The organism is Acinetobacter sp. SFB (genome assembly GCF_001647545.1).
Taxonomy (GTDB): domain Bacteria; phylum Pseudomonadota; class Gammaproteobacteria; order Pseudomonadales; family Moraxellaceae; genus Acinetobacter.
On sequence record NZ_LSZH01000001.1, the window covers coordinates 360,664 to 375,621 of the forward strand.

General features: G+C 38.5%; 16 protein-coding genes. 6 read left to right on the top strand and 10 right to left on the bottom strand.

Annotation, left to right across the window (positions count from 1 at the left end):
• Positions 1-216: 216 nt before the first annotated feature.
• Positions 217-348, top strand: coding sequence for a KGW motif small protein (locus AY606_RS16735; protein WP_283234607.1), 132 nt, complete (start codon positions 217-219; stop codon positions 346-348).
• 51 nt (positions 349-399) lie between these two features.
• Here the strand turns inward: AY606_RS16735 and AY606_RS01680 are convergent, their stop codons facing one another.
• Positions 400-1,212 carry a hypothetical protein gene (locus tag AY606_RS01680; protein WP_067863739.1) on the bottom strand — a complete coding sequence of 271 codons (813 nt, stop codon included), beginning with the start codon at positions 1,210-1,212 and terminating at the stop codon, positions 400-402.
• A gap of 102 nt (positions 1,213-1,314) precedes the next feature.
• Positions 1,315-3,819 (bottom strand): acyl-CoA dehydrogenase, encoded by a 2,505-nt coding sequence (locus AY606_RS01685; protein WP_067863742.1) that lies wholly within the window; start codon positions 3,817-3,819, stop codon positions 1,315-1,317.
• A gap of 370 nt (positions 3,820-4,189) precedes the next feature.
• On the opposite strand from AY606_RS01685, the gene AY606_RS01690 reads away from it, so the two are divergent.
• Complete coding sequence (locus AY606_RS01690) at positions 4,190-4,507, top strand: YqfO family protein (RefSeq protein ID WP_067863745.1); 318 nt, start codon at positions 4,190-4,192, stop codon at positions 4,505-4,507.
• 217 nt (positions 4,508-4,724) lie between these two features.
• Here the strand turns inward: AY606_RS01690 and AY606_RS01695 are convergent, their stop codons facing one another.
• Both AY606_RS01695 and AY606_RS01700 read right to left on the bottom strand, forming a co-directional pair.
• The gene (locus AY606_RS01695; protein WP_067863748.1) at positions 4,725-5,492 is read right to left on the bottom strand and encodes a nitroreductase family protein; all 768 of its coding nucleotides are present in this window, start codon (positions 5,490-5,492) and stop codon (positions 4,725-4,727) included.
• Positions 5,493-5,598: 106 nt separating this feature from the next.
• Complete coding sequence (locus AY606_RS01700; protein ID WP_067863751.1) at positions 5,599-6,399, bottom strand: enoyl-CoA hydratase; 801 nt, start codon at positions 6,397-6,399, stop codon at positions 5,599-5,601.
• 105 nt (positions 6,400-6,504) lie between these two features.
• On the opposite strand from AY606_RS01700, the gene AY606_RS01705 reads away from it, so the two are divergent.
• From AY606_RS01705 to AY606_RS01715, 3 genes are all read left to right on the top strand, one after another.
• Positions 6,505-7,074 (top strand): nicotinate-nicotinamide nucleotide adenylyltransferase, encoded by a 570-nt coding sequence (locus AY606_RS01705; RefSeq protein WP_067863754.1) that lies wholly within the window; start codon positions 6,505-6,507, stop codon positions 7,072-7,074.
• A 57-nt stretch (positions 7,075-7,131) separates the two neighbouring features.
• Positions 7,132-7,701: a YceI family protein gene (locus AY606_RS01710; protein ID WP_067863757.1), complete on the top strand. Its 570-nt coding sequence runs from the start codon at positions 7,132-7,134 to the stop codon at positions 7,699-7,701.
• Between the two features lie 409 nt (positions 7,702-8,110).
• Positions 8,111-8,674, top strand: coding sequence for a YceI family protein (locus AY606_RS01715; RefSeq protein WP_067864501.1), 564 nt, complete (start codon positions 8,111-8,113; stop codon positions 8,672-8,674).
• Positions 8,675-8,873: 199 nt separating this feature from the next.
• Here the strand turns inward: AY606_RS01715 and AY606_RS01720 are convergent, their stop codons facing one another.
• The 5 genes from AY606_RS01720 to dapD form a co-directional block, all read right to left on the bottom strand.
• On the bottom strand, positions 8,874-9,332 hold the full coding sequence (locus AY606_RS01720) for a peroxiredoxin (RefSeq protein ID WP_067863760.1): 459 nt from the start codon (positions 9,330-9,332) through the stop codon (positions 8,874-8,876).
• Positions 9,333-9,486: 154 nt separating this feature from the next.
• A complete protein-coding gene (locus tag AY606_RS01725; RefSeq protein ID WP_067863763.1) occupies positions 9,487-9,900 on the bottom strand; it encodes a hypothetical protein in 414 nt (137 codons plus the stop codon).
• A gap of 14 nt (positions 9,901-9,914) precedes the next feature.
• Positions 9,915-10,586 (bottom strand): 7-cyano-7-deazaguanine synthase QueC, encoded by a 672-nt coding sequence (gene queC / locus AY606_RS01730; RefSeq protein ID WP_067863766.1) that lies wholly within the window; start codon positions 10,584-10,586, stop codon positions 9,915-9,917.
• Positions 10,587-10,631: 45 nt separating this feature from the next.
• Positions 10,632-11,342: a 7-carboxy-7-deazaguanine synthase QueE gene (queE, locus tag AY606_RS01735; protein ID WP_067863769.1), complete on the bottom strand. Its 711-nt coding sequence runs from the start codon at positions 11,340-11,342 to the stop codon at positions 10,632-10,634.
• 128 nt (positions 11,343-11,470) lie between these two features.
• On the bottom strand, positions 11,471-12,292 hold the full coding sequence (dapD, locus tag AY606_RS01740; RefSeq protein ID WP_067863772.1) for a 2,3,4,5-tetrahydropyridine-2,6-dicarboxylate N-succinyltransferase: 822 nt from the start codon (positions 12,290-12,292) through the stop codon (positions 11,471-11,473).
• A 407-nt stretch (positions 12,293-12,699) separates the two neighbouring features.
• Here dapD and carO point away from each other — a divergent pair, with 407 nt between their 5' ends.
• Positions 12,700-13,452 (top strand): ornithine uptake porin CarO, encoded by a 753-nt coding sequence (gene carO, locus AY606_RS01745; protein WP_067863775.1) that lies wholly within the window; start codon positions 12,700-12,702, stop codon positions 13,450-13,452.
• Between the two features lie 73 nt (positions 13,453-13,525).
• Here the strand turns inward: carO and AY606_RS01750 are convergent, their stop codons facing one another.
• Positions 13,526-14,722, bottom strand: coding sequence for an OmpP1/FadL family transporter (locus AY606_RS01750; protein WP_067863778.1), 1,197 nt, complete (start codon positions 14,720-14,722; stop codon positions 13,526-13,528).
• Positions 14,723-14,958 lie beyond the last annotated feature (236 nt).

Here is a 14,958-nt window from a genome sequence, read left to right on the forward strand (position 1 = left end):
TCTAAGATACTGAAAAAGCCACCTTCGGGTGGCTTTTTTATTTTGTAGATATTTTTAATTTATTTTTTATTTCTCCCGCTGGACTTGGTTTAGATTTTGCTTTTATATTGGAGTGGAAATTATTTGTGTGTTTTGTGCACAATCACGATGTAGTATAGAGGAAATACGATTCACTAAATATAAGTTCAGGATTGAATCTCGAAGTGAGGTGACACAATGCCAAAAACTGTGACATATACAAGGCTTGATAAAGCGACTTTACGTAAGAAAGGCTGGATGTTTTTTATGGCAGTCGTTGGGCTGCAAATGTTGTTCTTGATCGGTAGCTATTTGCTTCAAAGCTTTTGATTTTTAGGTTGAGAAAGCCACCGAGAGGTGGTTTTTATAACTAAATTCACTTTAGGAGATTTTTTCATAATCTTTAAGAAGTTCTTCACAAGTTTCATCAATTTTCTTTATAAATCCATGAATTTTTTTAGTTAATTGAGGATCAACGGAAGATATGTCATTTGTGAAGGATGTATCAATTTGCCCTTTTAATGCATTATTCACTTCACGATGTACAGATATTTTATATGTAATTTCTTTATATTCATCAGAGGATAAAGCGAGCTTCACTTCGGATTCATCTTTTCGATAAATATTAATAAAGTTAGTGTAATCGATAGTAAAACCATCTATTTCACAACTAATATTATCAATAAGTTTAATTAGCTGATTGTAATACAGTAATAATTCTTTATTGTGGGTATAAGTATCTGTTTTAATAATACTTAAAGTTTTTGATACTTCATATTTTAACTGCTTGGCAGTATTGATCTCACAAATTTTTTGATCAAATAATTTACTTAAGTTATTTAGATAATCCTCCTCATTATTTTTAAATTTTGATCTTCTATAGGGGAAAATAACTCTTTGTCTTAAACTTTTTAGGGCTGCAATATAACTATGTAGTTCTTTTTGTAATTCAATAATGTTGTTAGTAACGCGATTAAATTTTGTTTGGGACTTCCAACTGTCATATAGTAAATATGCAGCTATAGGAGCATAAAATGTCGCGCCAAGGCTTAATAATGAAATAAAAATAGGTATTGTTTCTTTATTGCTAAGTTCTTTAGCTGGAGTAACAAATAGTAAATAACAACCAATCGATACTCCAAGACTAATTAATCCACTAACAATTAATTTAAAAGCTAATAGGTTTTTATTCATATTTTCAAATGGTTGTGATGCTTTAAAATTTATTATAGCAATATATTAAAAAACCATTAAATAAAAAACGGCCTCACAGGCCGTTTTTTATTGTTGAAATTTTTATGGTGCTAACGGTTCTTGCTGCTTCGGATCAGGCATTGGCGCGGATTCTTCCTCATCATTATAAGGATTTTCCAGTGCCAGAGCCTGATCAAGTTCCGAGTCAAAAACATCGGTCAGCATACTGTCGTAACGTTTTGCATTATAGCTAAGTAGACGAGAGGCTTCATGTTGAGTAATGAAACCTGTCTCTACCGCATCACTAATACGTTCATCAAAAGTTAAACCTTTAAACTGTCCTTTAGATTCGGCTTTTTTGAACTTGTCCCAAAGCGGTTCCAGCTCAAGCAACATGTTAAAAGTCGATTCCATACGGCCCGTAACATCGTCTTCGGCTGTGTTATAGAACACATGCTTTTTCAATTCATCACGGAAGGCATTGTCTTGCATAATGATCTCGCCAGCCTGTTGTTTCAAAGCATCGCTTGGTTTTTGAATAGGGCGACCGAGCGGGAAACAAATGAATTTGACTAAACCAGCCGCAATGCCGACAGGGAAGTTAGCAAACAAACCATAAAAGGCTTCTTGTGCATTAAACAGTGATTTTTCTAGCGCCAGTTTTGCATGAACTTGTTCGGCTTCGGTCTTTTTGCCATGTTCATAATATTTAAGAATCGCGGTGCTGATAAACAGGTTGGCATGAATATCTGCCAAGCGTCCGGAAAGCATTTCTTTACGTTTAATGTCACCTGCAAGTAAACCCAAGCACATATCGGCAGTCAGGGAAAAATTAGTACTTAAACGGTTAATGATTTTAAAATAGGGAAGGGTAAAATCATCGGCACTTTTTGGTACATCGGACGAGCCACCCACATAGCCATAAGCAAATGCTCGTGCAGTGCGGTTAAAGGTATAGCCTAAGTGTTTAAACAGCATTTCGTTAAAGGTATTCAGGGCTGTGGTTTTATCTTCCGCTTGCAGCAGTTGTAATTCTTCAAACAGATAAGGATGGCAACGCATCGAACCCTGACCAAAAATCATTAATGAACGACTGAGGATATTTGCACCTTCAACGGTAATCGAGACGGGAATAGCTTGATAATAAAGAGCAAGAAAATTACGTGATCCCATTTGCACGGCACGACCGCCAACCACATCCATGCCGTGATTGACTACGTGGCGCATGGTTTCAGTAGCATAGTATTTGGCCATTGCTGTCATCACAGCAGGTTTGCCGCCTTGGTTCAGACCACAGGTGACCAAATAACGGAAGGCTTCCAGCATGTAAGTATCACTGGCAATATCACTAGTAGCTTCCTGCACACCTTCAAATTTCCCCACGGAAATTTTGAATTGCTGACGAATTTTGGCAAAAGCCCCCACTGTTAAATACGTCATTTCGCTGGCTGCAGTGGATAGGGCCGGCAGGGAAATACCACGACCGACTGCCAGACATTCCATCAACATCCGCCAGCCTTTGCCAATATTTTTTGAACCGCCAATAATCCAGTCAAGTGGAATGAAGACATCTTGACCATCAACCGTCCCGTTCATAAATGGAGATCCCGGATTATGGCGTGCACCGATTTTGACGCCGTGATGTTTGGCAGGAATCAGGGCACAGGTAATGCCATATTCAGTTTTGTTTTTATCACCTAATAGTCCATCAGGATCATACAGTTTAAATGCCAAACCGATAACGGTTGCAATAGGCGCAAGGGTAATCCAGCGTTTGGAGAAATTCATGCGTAAGCCAAGCACCTGCTGACCCTCAAACTCTCCATAACACACCACACCGGTATCCGGAATGGCACCTGCATCAGAACCGGCTTCCGGACTGGTTAAACCAAAACAGGGAATCTCTTCACCACTGGCCAAACCGGGTAAGTAGCGGTTTTTTTGTTCTTCGGTTCCGTAATGAAGCAGTAGCTCACCCGGTCCTAAAGAGTTGGGCACCATACAACTTACGGCAGCCGTTAATGAACGAGAAGCAATCTTGCTCATAATGCGACTTTGGGCAAATGAGCTAAATGCACGTCCGCCATATTCCTTGGGAATAATCAGCCCTAAAAAGCCATTATTTCGAATATAGCTCCAGGCTTCAGGTGGCAAATCTTTAAAGTGATGATGGATATCCCAGTCATTCAGCATCAAGCATAATTGTTCGACTTCATTATCTAAAAAAGACTGTTCTTCTGCCGAAAGCGTAGGATAAGGATAGCTCTCAAATTTTGACCAGTCCGGTGCTCCCATAAACAGGTCTTTTTCCCACCAGCTGGTACCTGCATCCAGGGCTTCTCTTTCCGTAGGACTCATACTGGGCATGGCGTTGGCAAGGGTTTTATAAGCAGGCTTGGTAATCAACGCCATTCGTAAGGACTCAATCATCACAATTAAGCTAATGAGAATGAGGGGGATACCAAATATAAGCGACCAAGGGCTGATAAATGCGGTAACGATTGCAACAATAATGGCGGTGATTGCACCTGCATTACGGCTGAGTGCAAAAAAGAAAATTGCCCATACGGCGAAGAATTGAATAAGCAGACTGATGATGAATAGCATTTATTTTCTCCAGTTGCTTACACCAGATGAAAGTCACAGAAACAGTAAATGGCATGGATATACCTAAAGCTGAGTAACTGTTTTATTAGAATGACTATTGGTGTAATGAAAATATTGTTGTAATGACCGAAATGAACATTCAAAAAGTTTCATCCCGAAGTTATAAAATTAAATCTTGTTTTTAAAATAGAGTGTTTTTCGATCAGTGTAAAAGATTGAACTGTAAGAGAAATGTCACGAAAAGTAATGGATACTTGTATCTGCCTCTATTTTGAATTTTATTATTTTTAAAGAAGTAATAAGCCATTTGCAGCGATGTATGTAGGTGTAATATTACGATAACAGTAAATTAATTTAGAGGATCACCCAGATGCTTAAACTGATCTATTACGTTGCTGAATCTCATCTGGAAGCCACTAAACTGGCAGTGTTCAAAGCAGGTGCAGGTGGAATAGGCAACTATGAGCATTGTGCCTGGCAGGTTTTGGGTACAGGCCAATTTAAGCCAGTGAAAGGTGCCAATCCATTTATTGGGGAGTTAGATATTTTGGAACAAATTCCTGAATGGCGGGTAGAAACCATTGTGCCTGAAGATAAAGCCGCTGAGGTCGCAAAAGCACTCAAGGCAAGTCATCCTTATGAAGAGCCTGCTTTTGAATTTATACAAATATTAGATATTGACGGATAAAGATAATTTATACACCTCATGACCTCACTTTATGGTGAGCTGATGAGGTGTCATTGCGTAACTGATGTCTAACTTTTCAAAGGCGAAAAGTGACAAAAGCCCTTTGTTAGACTGATGACACATCCATGTACCACAGTCTAAGTGGCGACATTCCTGCCGCCTTGACGCCGATCCAATTATTTTTAGATCAACAATGAATAGGCTACAAAAAAAGTCCTTAAACTTTCTGAATAAACAAATCACGCTCAAAACGGTATTGCGGGAAGAATACCCCATCCGCTGCACGTTCACCTGCACCAATGACCATGACAGGATATTGCTGATCATTCAGATTCAAGATTTTATTGACCATGGGTTCATCAAAACCTTCCATCATGCAACTGTCAAAACCATAGGCACGTAAAGCCAGAACCAGATTTTCGCATGCCAAAGCTGTGGTTTTACTTGCCCAAAGTTTTGCATCTGCCGGGTTAAAGGCAGTCACGGGCAATTGCTTATCCAGCGTACGTGCAACTTTGAAAGCAACTTTCTTAAAGTTACCCAGAGCATTGAAATAACCCGTTTTATAATTATACGGAATAAATTTGTAGTACTGCTTTACTGCTTTTGGCGCTTCAGGGAAAGGAAAATCACTGATGTTCTTTTTCGCCATTTCATCAATACGGTCGGTACGTGCCACACAAACAATCAGCTCGGAAGCCGTTTTTGCTGCCAATTGGCCTAAACAGGCTTTTATCAGCTGTTTCTTTTTGGTAGGGTTTTGCACGACATAAAAGGTCCACGGCTGCAGATTCGATGAGTTTGGTGCAAGCAATGCAAGGTCTAGACAATCATCCAGCACTTCAGCAGGAATAGGTTTTTGAGTAAATTTACGTACAGAACGACGGCTTTGTACCACTTTCTTAAAGTTTTCGACATCAATGTCTGTAGGGGCAGGTTCAAAATAACGTTTTTTTTCAGTGTTGGTTTCGCTTGAATCAGTCATCTTTATTTACTCAAATTTTAAAGCTTGAAATTTAGATCTATTAAAATACATAAAGCCACTGAACAATGTCATGATTCAGTGGCTTTTCATTTAACAATAAAACCAATTAATTAAATTGCGCAAAATCTGGTTTGCGCTTTTGCATAAATGCAGCCACTGCTTCAGCCATTTCTGGTGAAGAGACACGCTTCATAAAAATTTCAGCTTCGTCATCTACACAGTCCAGAATTTCCTGCAAGTTATGTTTCATTAACGCTTTGGTTTGCTTAATTGAAGCCAATGGCAGGGCAGCTAAAGTTTGCGCCTGTTTCAATGCAGTTGCATAAACATCTTCTTCGATGCTATTCACCAAACCTGCACTTAGTGCTTTTTCACTGTTAAATTTTTGCGCAGTAAATAGCAGCTCAGCCGCTTTATGATAACCGGCTTGTTGAATAAGAAGCTTGCTTGAAGCCCCTTCCGGAGAAAGACCCAAGCTTACAAATGGAATCTGGAATAGGGCAGTGTTATCACTATAGACAAGGTCAGCATGAAGTAAAAGCGTAACACCAATACCAATTGCGACACCACGAACCGCTGCAATTAACGGCTTGGAAAATTTTGCTGCAGATTTTAGCACCACAAATGGAGGGGCATCTCCAGCTTTGCCTGCAAGTGGCGTTTGAATAAACTTCATGAAGTCCTGCATGTCATTGCCCGCGCTGAAATCCGCATCAGCACCGCGTAAAATGACCACACGCACATCTTTATCTTGATCGGCTTCATCTAAAGCTTGGGCAATCCAGAGATACAATTCGCCATATAATGCATTTTTTGCTTTTGGTCGATTAATGGCTAAAGTTAGTACACCATTTTCTAAATTTGCATCCAAATGTTCATGCGCTTGTTGAATACAGCTCAGTGTCATCGTACTATCCTTGCTTTAAATACTTAATTTAGTTTTATGGCGTTTATTATGTCGCATATTTATTGGGGCGGCACAACTCACGAGTCATAAAAAATATGATCTGTTATGAACTATACATTTGATTATCTGGTTTTCATTGGTCGCTTTCAGCCTTTTCATCTGGCACATATGCAAACGATTAAAATTGCTTTAGAGCAAAGCCAAAATGTGATTTTGGCACTCGGATCTGCACAAAATGAACGTAATATTAAAAATCCGTTTAGTGCTGCTGAACGTGAACAGATGATTTTGTCCAACTTTTCAGCAATAGATCAACAGCGAATTAAGTTTGTACATGTGGTTGATGTTTATGATGATAAAAAATGGCAAAATCTGGTTACTTCTCTGGTAGCAGAAATAGTGGAGCCTTCAAATAAAGTTGGTTTAATTGGTCATTTTAAGGATGAATCTTCTTATTATCTGCAGCTTTTCCCTGAGTGGGAAATGGTGGAACTTGAAAGCCTGAAAGGTGCAATTTCAGCAACGCCGCTGCGTGAAGCCTATTATCGTGGAGAAATTATTGAATCTGCTTTTCCACTTGGAACCCGTGAATTTTTACAGAAATTTCAGAATACGCCTACTTACCAACAATTGCAGCACAAATACCTGACACAAGATAAAACCAATCTGGAATAATTTTAAGTAAGCTTTTCAGTCGGGGCAAGAAATTGCAACGATCTAGGAGTGGATAAGATGAATATCCCGAGCATAATCAAAAGTCTCATAATTGCTGGAACAGTAAGTTTAAATATCTTGGCTCAGTCAAATGCACAGGAATGGATACTGACCCCTCAGACTCATGTCAGTTTTGATATCAGGTCGATGGGTTTTTCGATCGTGAAAGGGAAATTTGAGCAGGTTCAATCCAGTATGAGCTTTGATCCCAAAGTGCCAAAAAATGCCTCGGCACAATTTGTGTTGGATATAAGTAGCCTAAGCTTGAGCCGACCTTCACTCAGAGAGATGATTTTAGGTGAAGATTTATTTTATGCAGAAAAATATCCAACCGCGACTTTTAATAGTCATGAATTTATAGCTTTAGGCAAGAATCATTACAGTATAAAAGGTGATTTGACATTGCGCGGTATCAGTCAGCCCATAACCTTTGATACGGTTTTAAAACCAAATACCGCCGATCCACAACTTTTGGATGTCGAATCTAAAGCCGTGGTGAATCGTAGTGATTTTGGTATGAAAAAAGCATTTGGTGGGATAGGGGAAAAAGTGAATATTGTAGTAAATGGACAATGGCAAACAAGATAGTTTATGCCTTCAAACAAACGCTTAAAGTACTTTAAAATTTCGAGTGTTTTACGTTTCTGGGTAATCGTTTAATTGTTATAGTGATATCGACTTCTCTACTTTCAAGTTGCTGACAGCGTTTAAACTTCTTGATGAGCTTAAAATCAGACAGTTTTTTAGAGTTAAAATATTAAAAAATAAAAATTTTATAAAGTGCTACTAGCTTAACCATACTATATTAAGCCAATTCTTATAGAAGAATTATATCGAGTATTTTTTCCATTAGTCATTAATGGTTTTACAAAAACCTCAATAAACTGATATAAAAATAACTAAAATGAGAATTCGAAAATTTAAAACAAATTTAATCTAAGGATGGACCGCATGTCTAAATCCGATCAATAAGCAATCAGAAAAGGTGGATTTAAATTTGAACACAACAATAAAAAATGGACTTATTATCGTCGCAATGGGTTTAGCGGTAAGCAGTCAGGCCTTTGCGAAATCATGGATTTTAACACCCCAAAGTAATGTGGGTTTTGAGATCAAGTCGATGGGACTCACGGTGGTGAAAGCTAAATTTAATCAAGTTCAATCGAGCATGGAGTTTGATAGTAACGCACCGCAAAATGCATCGACACATATTATTATGGATGTCGATAGTCTGAGTTTCAATAAACCCTTGCTAAAACATATGATTCTGGGTGAAGACCTATTTTATGCAGCAAAATACAAAACTGTAAGATTTAAAAGTATCCAATTTAAAGACTTGGGAAATGGAAAATATAATGTTTTAGGAAATTTAACCCTGCGTGGTGTGACCAAACCAGTGATTTTTGTCACGACCTTTAAACCCAGTCAATCGAATGTCAACATGCTCGATGTCCAAGCTTCTGCCGTGATTAACCGTAGCGATTTTGGTATGCGAAAAGGTATTGGAGGAGTGGGGGAAAAAGTTAATCTTCAGCTTTCGGGGCAATGTGAACTTAACTGAAAATTATATTGGCTGGCATTTTAACAAGATCTTTTTCTAGGTTTTTTTAATTTATCTCGTGTGTTGTACGCTGGTTATTATCTGTATTTAAAAATCCAAGCAAAGAGAAATTAAGATTTTTGGTTGCATAAAAGAACTCTCAAAAAAAGCAGGATAAAAGCCCAAAGGTTTGGCTTTTATCCATTCAGTACAAGTGCGATCAAACTGACTGGAGGGCTTTTAAGTCTTCCAATACTTGCTCTGCATGACCTGCAGCTTTGACTTTACGGTATTCTTTGACTAATTTGCCATTACGGAAAATAAAGGTTGAGCGTTCAATACCCATTACCAGTTTGCCATACATGTTTTTTTCTTTAATCACATCAAAGTGCTTGCACAGTATTTCTTCTTTGTCACTGATCAGATTAATGGTCAGATTCTGCTTTTCGGTAAAGTTCTGATGCGCTTTAACCGAGTCGCGTGAAATACCCAGAATAGTGGTATGTAAAGCATCAAATTGATCTTTTAGACATGAAAAACCTATCGCTTGCGTGGTACAGCCCGGGGTTGAATCTTTCGGATAAAAATACACAATAAGCCATTCAGTCTGAATTTCGGTCAGATTAATTTCACCCGTGGTGGTAGGGAAGGTTTGATTGAGGAGGCTAATATCAGACATGTCTTGATCCTTGTAAAGTCGAATTTGTCATATTAATCTTGAGTTTATACTGACATGATAGCGAATTTATTCACACTTATACTGAAGTCCGCCAAGTAAATTTTCAATAATAAAAAGCCTGCAATTGCAGGCTTTTTATTGAATCTAAATCAACTTATTTTTTAGGTTGTTGAGCAGATTTCATTGCTTCTTCAGTTAAGCTTTTAAGCTTGCCTGTAAGTTGTGGACCAAAACAAGCTTGAAGATCTTTATTTTGTTTTTGAACAAAAGCTAAAGTAGCCGGGCTTTTCTTTTGGTTAACGGTACTTTGAATTTCCCATTTTTGAGCATTGGTTAATTTACCGTCCGCCTCAACCGCACAAGTACAATATTTACTTACTTCTGCAGCTGATAATTTTTTGCTTTTACCTGTTTCATCTTTACAAACATTAATTAAAGCAGATTTTACATTAGTGCTTTTATAAGCTTCTTGGAGCTTGTTTGTTTCTGCCGCATTTGAAGAAGTTGCCATGAATGCTGCAACAGAAACTAATGTAGAAAGAATAATGTTTGACTTCAAATTTTTCATGTATTGTTACCCTGTTATGACGGTATATAACGTGTTGGATCTGCGATACCTGCATCAGCAAAACCTTGTTTGCGTAAACGGCAACTATCGCATGTGCCACAAGCACGTCCTTGGTCGTCTGCTTGGTAGCAAGACACCGTTTGACTGTAGTCTACGCCATGTTCTATACCTAAGCGAATAATATTTGCTTTGGATAAATGTAACAGAGGTGTTTCAAATTTTAGAGGTTTACCTTCCACGCCAACCTTGGTAGCAAGGCGGGCCATGCGTTCAAAAGCATCAATAAATTCAGGGCGACAGTCAGGATATCCTGAATAATCAACGGCATTAATTCCAATCACAATCGCTTCTGCACCAAACACTTCTGCGGCAGCGAGCGCATAAGACAGAAATATCGTGTTACGTGCTGGAACATAAGTTACAGGAATACCTTCCTGTTCATAATCTGGAACATCAATAGTGTGGTCTGTTAATGCAGAGCCACCGAGGTTACCTAAATCGATATTAATGACGCGATGTTCTACTCCAGCACGCTGTGTTAATGCTGTAGCAGCATCAAGTTCAGTGGTAGAACGTTGACCATACATAAAACTGATGGCAATACATTCATAACGTGCTTGCGCCCAAGCCAAACAAGTTGTTGAGTCTAAGCCGCCAGATAACAAAACTATGGCACGAGAGCGCATATTCAAATCTCCAAACAAATATAGGTATTCAAAAACAGAAATAAATTAACGACCAGTTTCATCATTCCAGAGCAATTTATGCAACTGGAGCTGGAAACGAACAGGGAGATGGTCTTCTAAAATCCATTGTGCTAAATCACGCGCAAGTTGAGGCAACCGAACTACACCTTTTTCAACTGCAAATGCAGGAGAGAACCACACCGTGCTTACTTTGTCGGTAAGTTGGTACTGTTCAACTTGTTGTTTTGACCATTCATAGTCTGCACGATTACAAATCACAAACTTGATTTGGTCGTGCTGAGTCAGGTGATCAAGATTACTCATTAAATTTCGTGAAACTTCACCAGAAGTGGGAGTTTTTAAATCGAGCACTTTAGAAATACGCGGATCAACTTTAGAGACATCTAAAGCACCACTGGTCTCAAGTGAGACTTCACAGCCCAGATCGGCTAAACGTTGCATTAGAGGCAGGGCATTTGGCTGAGCCAGCGGCTCACCACCCGTCACGCAAATATAAGGTGTTTTAAAATCAAGTGTAGTTTTAATAATATCGTCTAGTGATTGGCGTTCACCGCCTTCAAAAGAATAAGTGGTATCACAATAAGTGCAGCGTAAAGGACAGCCGGTTAAACGAATAAACACCGTTGGCAAACCGGCAGCGTTGGCTTCACCTTGTAATGAATAGAAAATCTCCGTGATGCGTAAACCCGCAGACGGATCAGAAACAGGAATAGCAGAAGAGCGAAGAGTATTCATAACAAAAAATTACCACACCAGAAAACATAAGAGTACAAAAACAAAAATCTCTACGCTCATGTCTGAGCGTAGAGACGAGGAGCGGTTAAAGCTCCGAGGAACACAAATGTTCCGTGTAAATTAAAGACTTAGTCTTCGCGTAATAAATCGTTCAAGCTGGTTTTAGCACGCGTTTTCGCATCAACTTTTTTCACGATGATTGCAGCATATAAGTTGCAAGTACCATCTTTAGAAGGAAGGCTGCCAGCAACGACTACAGAACCTGCAGGAACGCGACCGTAATGGATTTCGCCAGTTGCGCGGTCAAAGATTTTAGTCGATTGACCAATGAATACGCCCATTGAAATTACAGAACCTTCTTCAACGATTACACCTTCAACAATCTCAGAACGTGCACCGATAAAGCAGTTGTCTTCAATAATAGTTGGATTTGCTTGAAGTGGTTCAAGTACGCCACCAATACCAACACCACCCGACAAATGCACATTTTTACCAATTTGTGCACATGAACCAACAGTTGCCCAGGTATCAACCATGGTGCCTTCGTCAATATATGCACCAATGTTCACATAAGATGGCATCAATACGACATTTTTTGCCTGGAATGAACCTTTACGAGCCACAGCAGGTGGCACAACACGCACGCCAGCAGCTTTAAACTGTTCTTCAGTCCAATCGCCAAACTTGGTATCTACCTTGTCGTAGAAACGAAGATCACCAGACTCAATGGTTTTGTTATCATTTAGTTTAAAAGATAACAAAACTGCTTTTTTAAGCCATTGGTGAACAATCCATTCACCATCGATTTTTTCAGCTACACGAAGTGTACCGTTATCTAGGCCAGCAATAGCTTCTTCTACAGCGCTACGAACTTCGGCAGGGCAATCAGCCGCTGTGAAATTAGCACGATCTTCAAAAGCCTGTTCAATGATTGTTGAAAGCTGAGACATGATCTTCCATTTCCAAAAAATTTCCCAAGATTTTACACTATATTGAGACAAAAATAGATGAAAAAGTGGCTTTAGATCGGAATTAATTATTAAACCTCGATGAAAGACTTTAAGCACTAGAATGGGAGAGATTCATTTGAGATGTTTGTAAAGTATTAATGCGTTAACACAACGCAAACAATACAGTGATTAATACAATAGCTTATTAAGCTAGGTAGATAAATTTCATCCCATAATATAAAAGTATCCATATAAAAAATTATTATTAATCAATGATAAATAGTATTTGTATCAAAATTTAACAAAAGTAAGCAATTTTTGAATAAAACATAACCTCTTTATATTTTATAGTTCAAATACGAAAAAAACATTAATGATTAAATAAGCCCATTTTGAGGAGAAACACGATGAAAACTTTAAGTACGATTTTAGCAGCAGCTGTATTGACTGCTATGGCCGGAACAGCGATGGCTGACGATGCAGTAGTACAAGACGGTTATGCATTTGATCGCAATCAACTTATCCCAACGGGCGTTCGAGCGGAAGTAGGTACTACGGGGTATGGTGGTGCATTGCTTTGGACTGCTAATCCATATGTAGGTTTAGCGCTTGGTTATAACGGTGGTGACATTTCTTGGACTGATGATGTATCAGTAAATGGTACAAAATATGACCTGGATATGGAAAACAAACTCGCTTATTTAAATGCAGAAATTCGTCCTTGGGGTGCAAGTGCAAACCGTTGGGCACAAGGCGTATATATGGCAGCTGGTGTAGGTTATCTTGATAATGACTATGACTTAAATAAACGTATTGGTAACGGTGGCACGTTGTCGATTGATGGTAATGACTATCAACTAGCTGTGCCAGGTCAAGAAGGTTATGTACGCGGTAAAATGTCTTATAAGAATGACATCGCACCGTATGTAGGTCTAGGTTTTGCACCTAAAATCAATAAAAACTGGGGTGTATTTGGCGAAGTCGGTGCTTATTACACGGGTAATCCAGAAGTTCAATTAACTCAATATAATTTAGCGCCTGTGACTGGGAATCCTGTGTCAGCTCAAGATGCAGTAAATAAAGAAGCCAATGAAATTCGTAATGATGATAAATATCAATGGCTACCAGTAGCTAAACTTGGTGTAAGCTATCACTGGTAATTTAAAGTTATCATTTTAAAAAAACGAGCTTCGGCTCGTTTTTTTTTCGAAGGTGAGGTTTTAAATATTTTGATTAAAAGCGATAACCGACTTTGAGACCATAAGCAAGCGCATCATTATTATTTACTGTAGATAAAGGGCCAAATAAACTGCCTGAACCATTCTGATCCTGCTGAATTTTTGCTTTATTGAACTTTAAATATTTTATGCCACTGGCAATAAATAAATTAGGCTGAATATTATAAAAACCACCGATCCCAAAACTATAGAAACCATCTGAAGGGCTTAAGGTAGAAGCAGGATTATCGTTACCGCTATCTCGTCCTATATCGGTCATCAATATCCATTTGTCATTCAGTATATGGGCGAGACCTAAAGTTGTAGTCCACTGATCTGTCTGATAATCCACTAAAGGGACAGGGGTATCGCTAACTGAACTGATCAAAGGTGAAACAATTTTGAAATTTTGCCAATTGACCCAGCGCACTGATGCATAAATTAAATTATTGGCTGTTATGCCGGATTGAAATTCAAGGTTGACTGATTGAGGTATTTCTATGTTGGTGTTCTGGTCTGATGCTAAATTGAGTAAAGGGATATCTGGAACTGTGCTGACTTTTTCCTGAAATTTTTGCTTATGTCGGATTTTAGAGCGGTAAGTGAGTGAGGTCTGAAGAGCATATTCAGGTCGTTGATAGCTCATCCCAGTGAGCCAACCAGTTGATGAATCTTTTTTTATTTCCCCAATATAATCGACTCGTAGGCCCATCGATTGAGCTGAAATATTCAAATGTGTTTTTAAGCTTTGATAACTTAAGCCTGTATAGACATTCCAAGATTGATTTGGCTGATAGCCGACTAGGGTGGTGAGATTGTTAGTATCCAATTTAAAGTGCACCGCATTGACTAAATTATCCGCACTAGTGGCAACGGGATCCAACGCATAACCAACATTGGTTCCAAAAGGTTGATCATAAATAAAACCTAGAGACCAATTGGGATCGAGTTGTAATTTTAATGCCATGCTAGATAGATAAAAGTGATTAACAAAATTTTGTGTAGAGCTTTCTGCATATATCGATGGATTATTGGCTGCAGGTCGGTAGCTATTCCCTGAAATATTGGCATCAACAAATATGGTTGAAAATTCAGCGTAATTCTCGGGCTGTAAAAATATTGCAATACTTTGGTTGGAAGTTTCAAGTGCTGCGGAAAAAACCTGTGTAGGCAAAAAAATGCAAACACTGATGCCAAAGGCCGTAGCTTTCATGAATAACCCCAAATTGAATATTGAAATATAGCTATAAAGTCATGGTTTAAATTATGAGTACACAGGATGTGCTTGAATGCTTTTTATACATATGTACTACTTTATGCGGTTTTATCCAAAATGAGCAAGTCTAGATTTCAAATTATTTATACTGTAATGATCCAAGGGGGATTTTTTTTATATTATTGATAAGTAAATAATTGAAATTATGAATGAGGATTAAAAAAGGGATATTG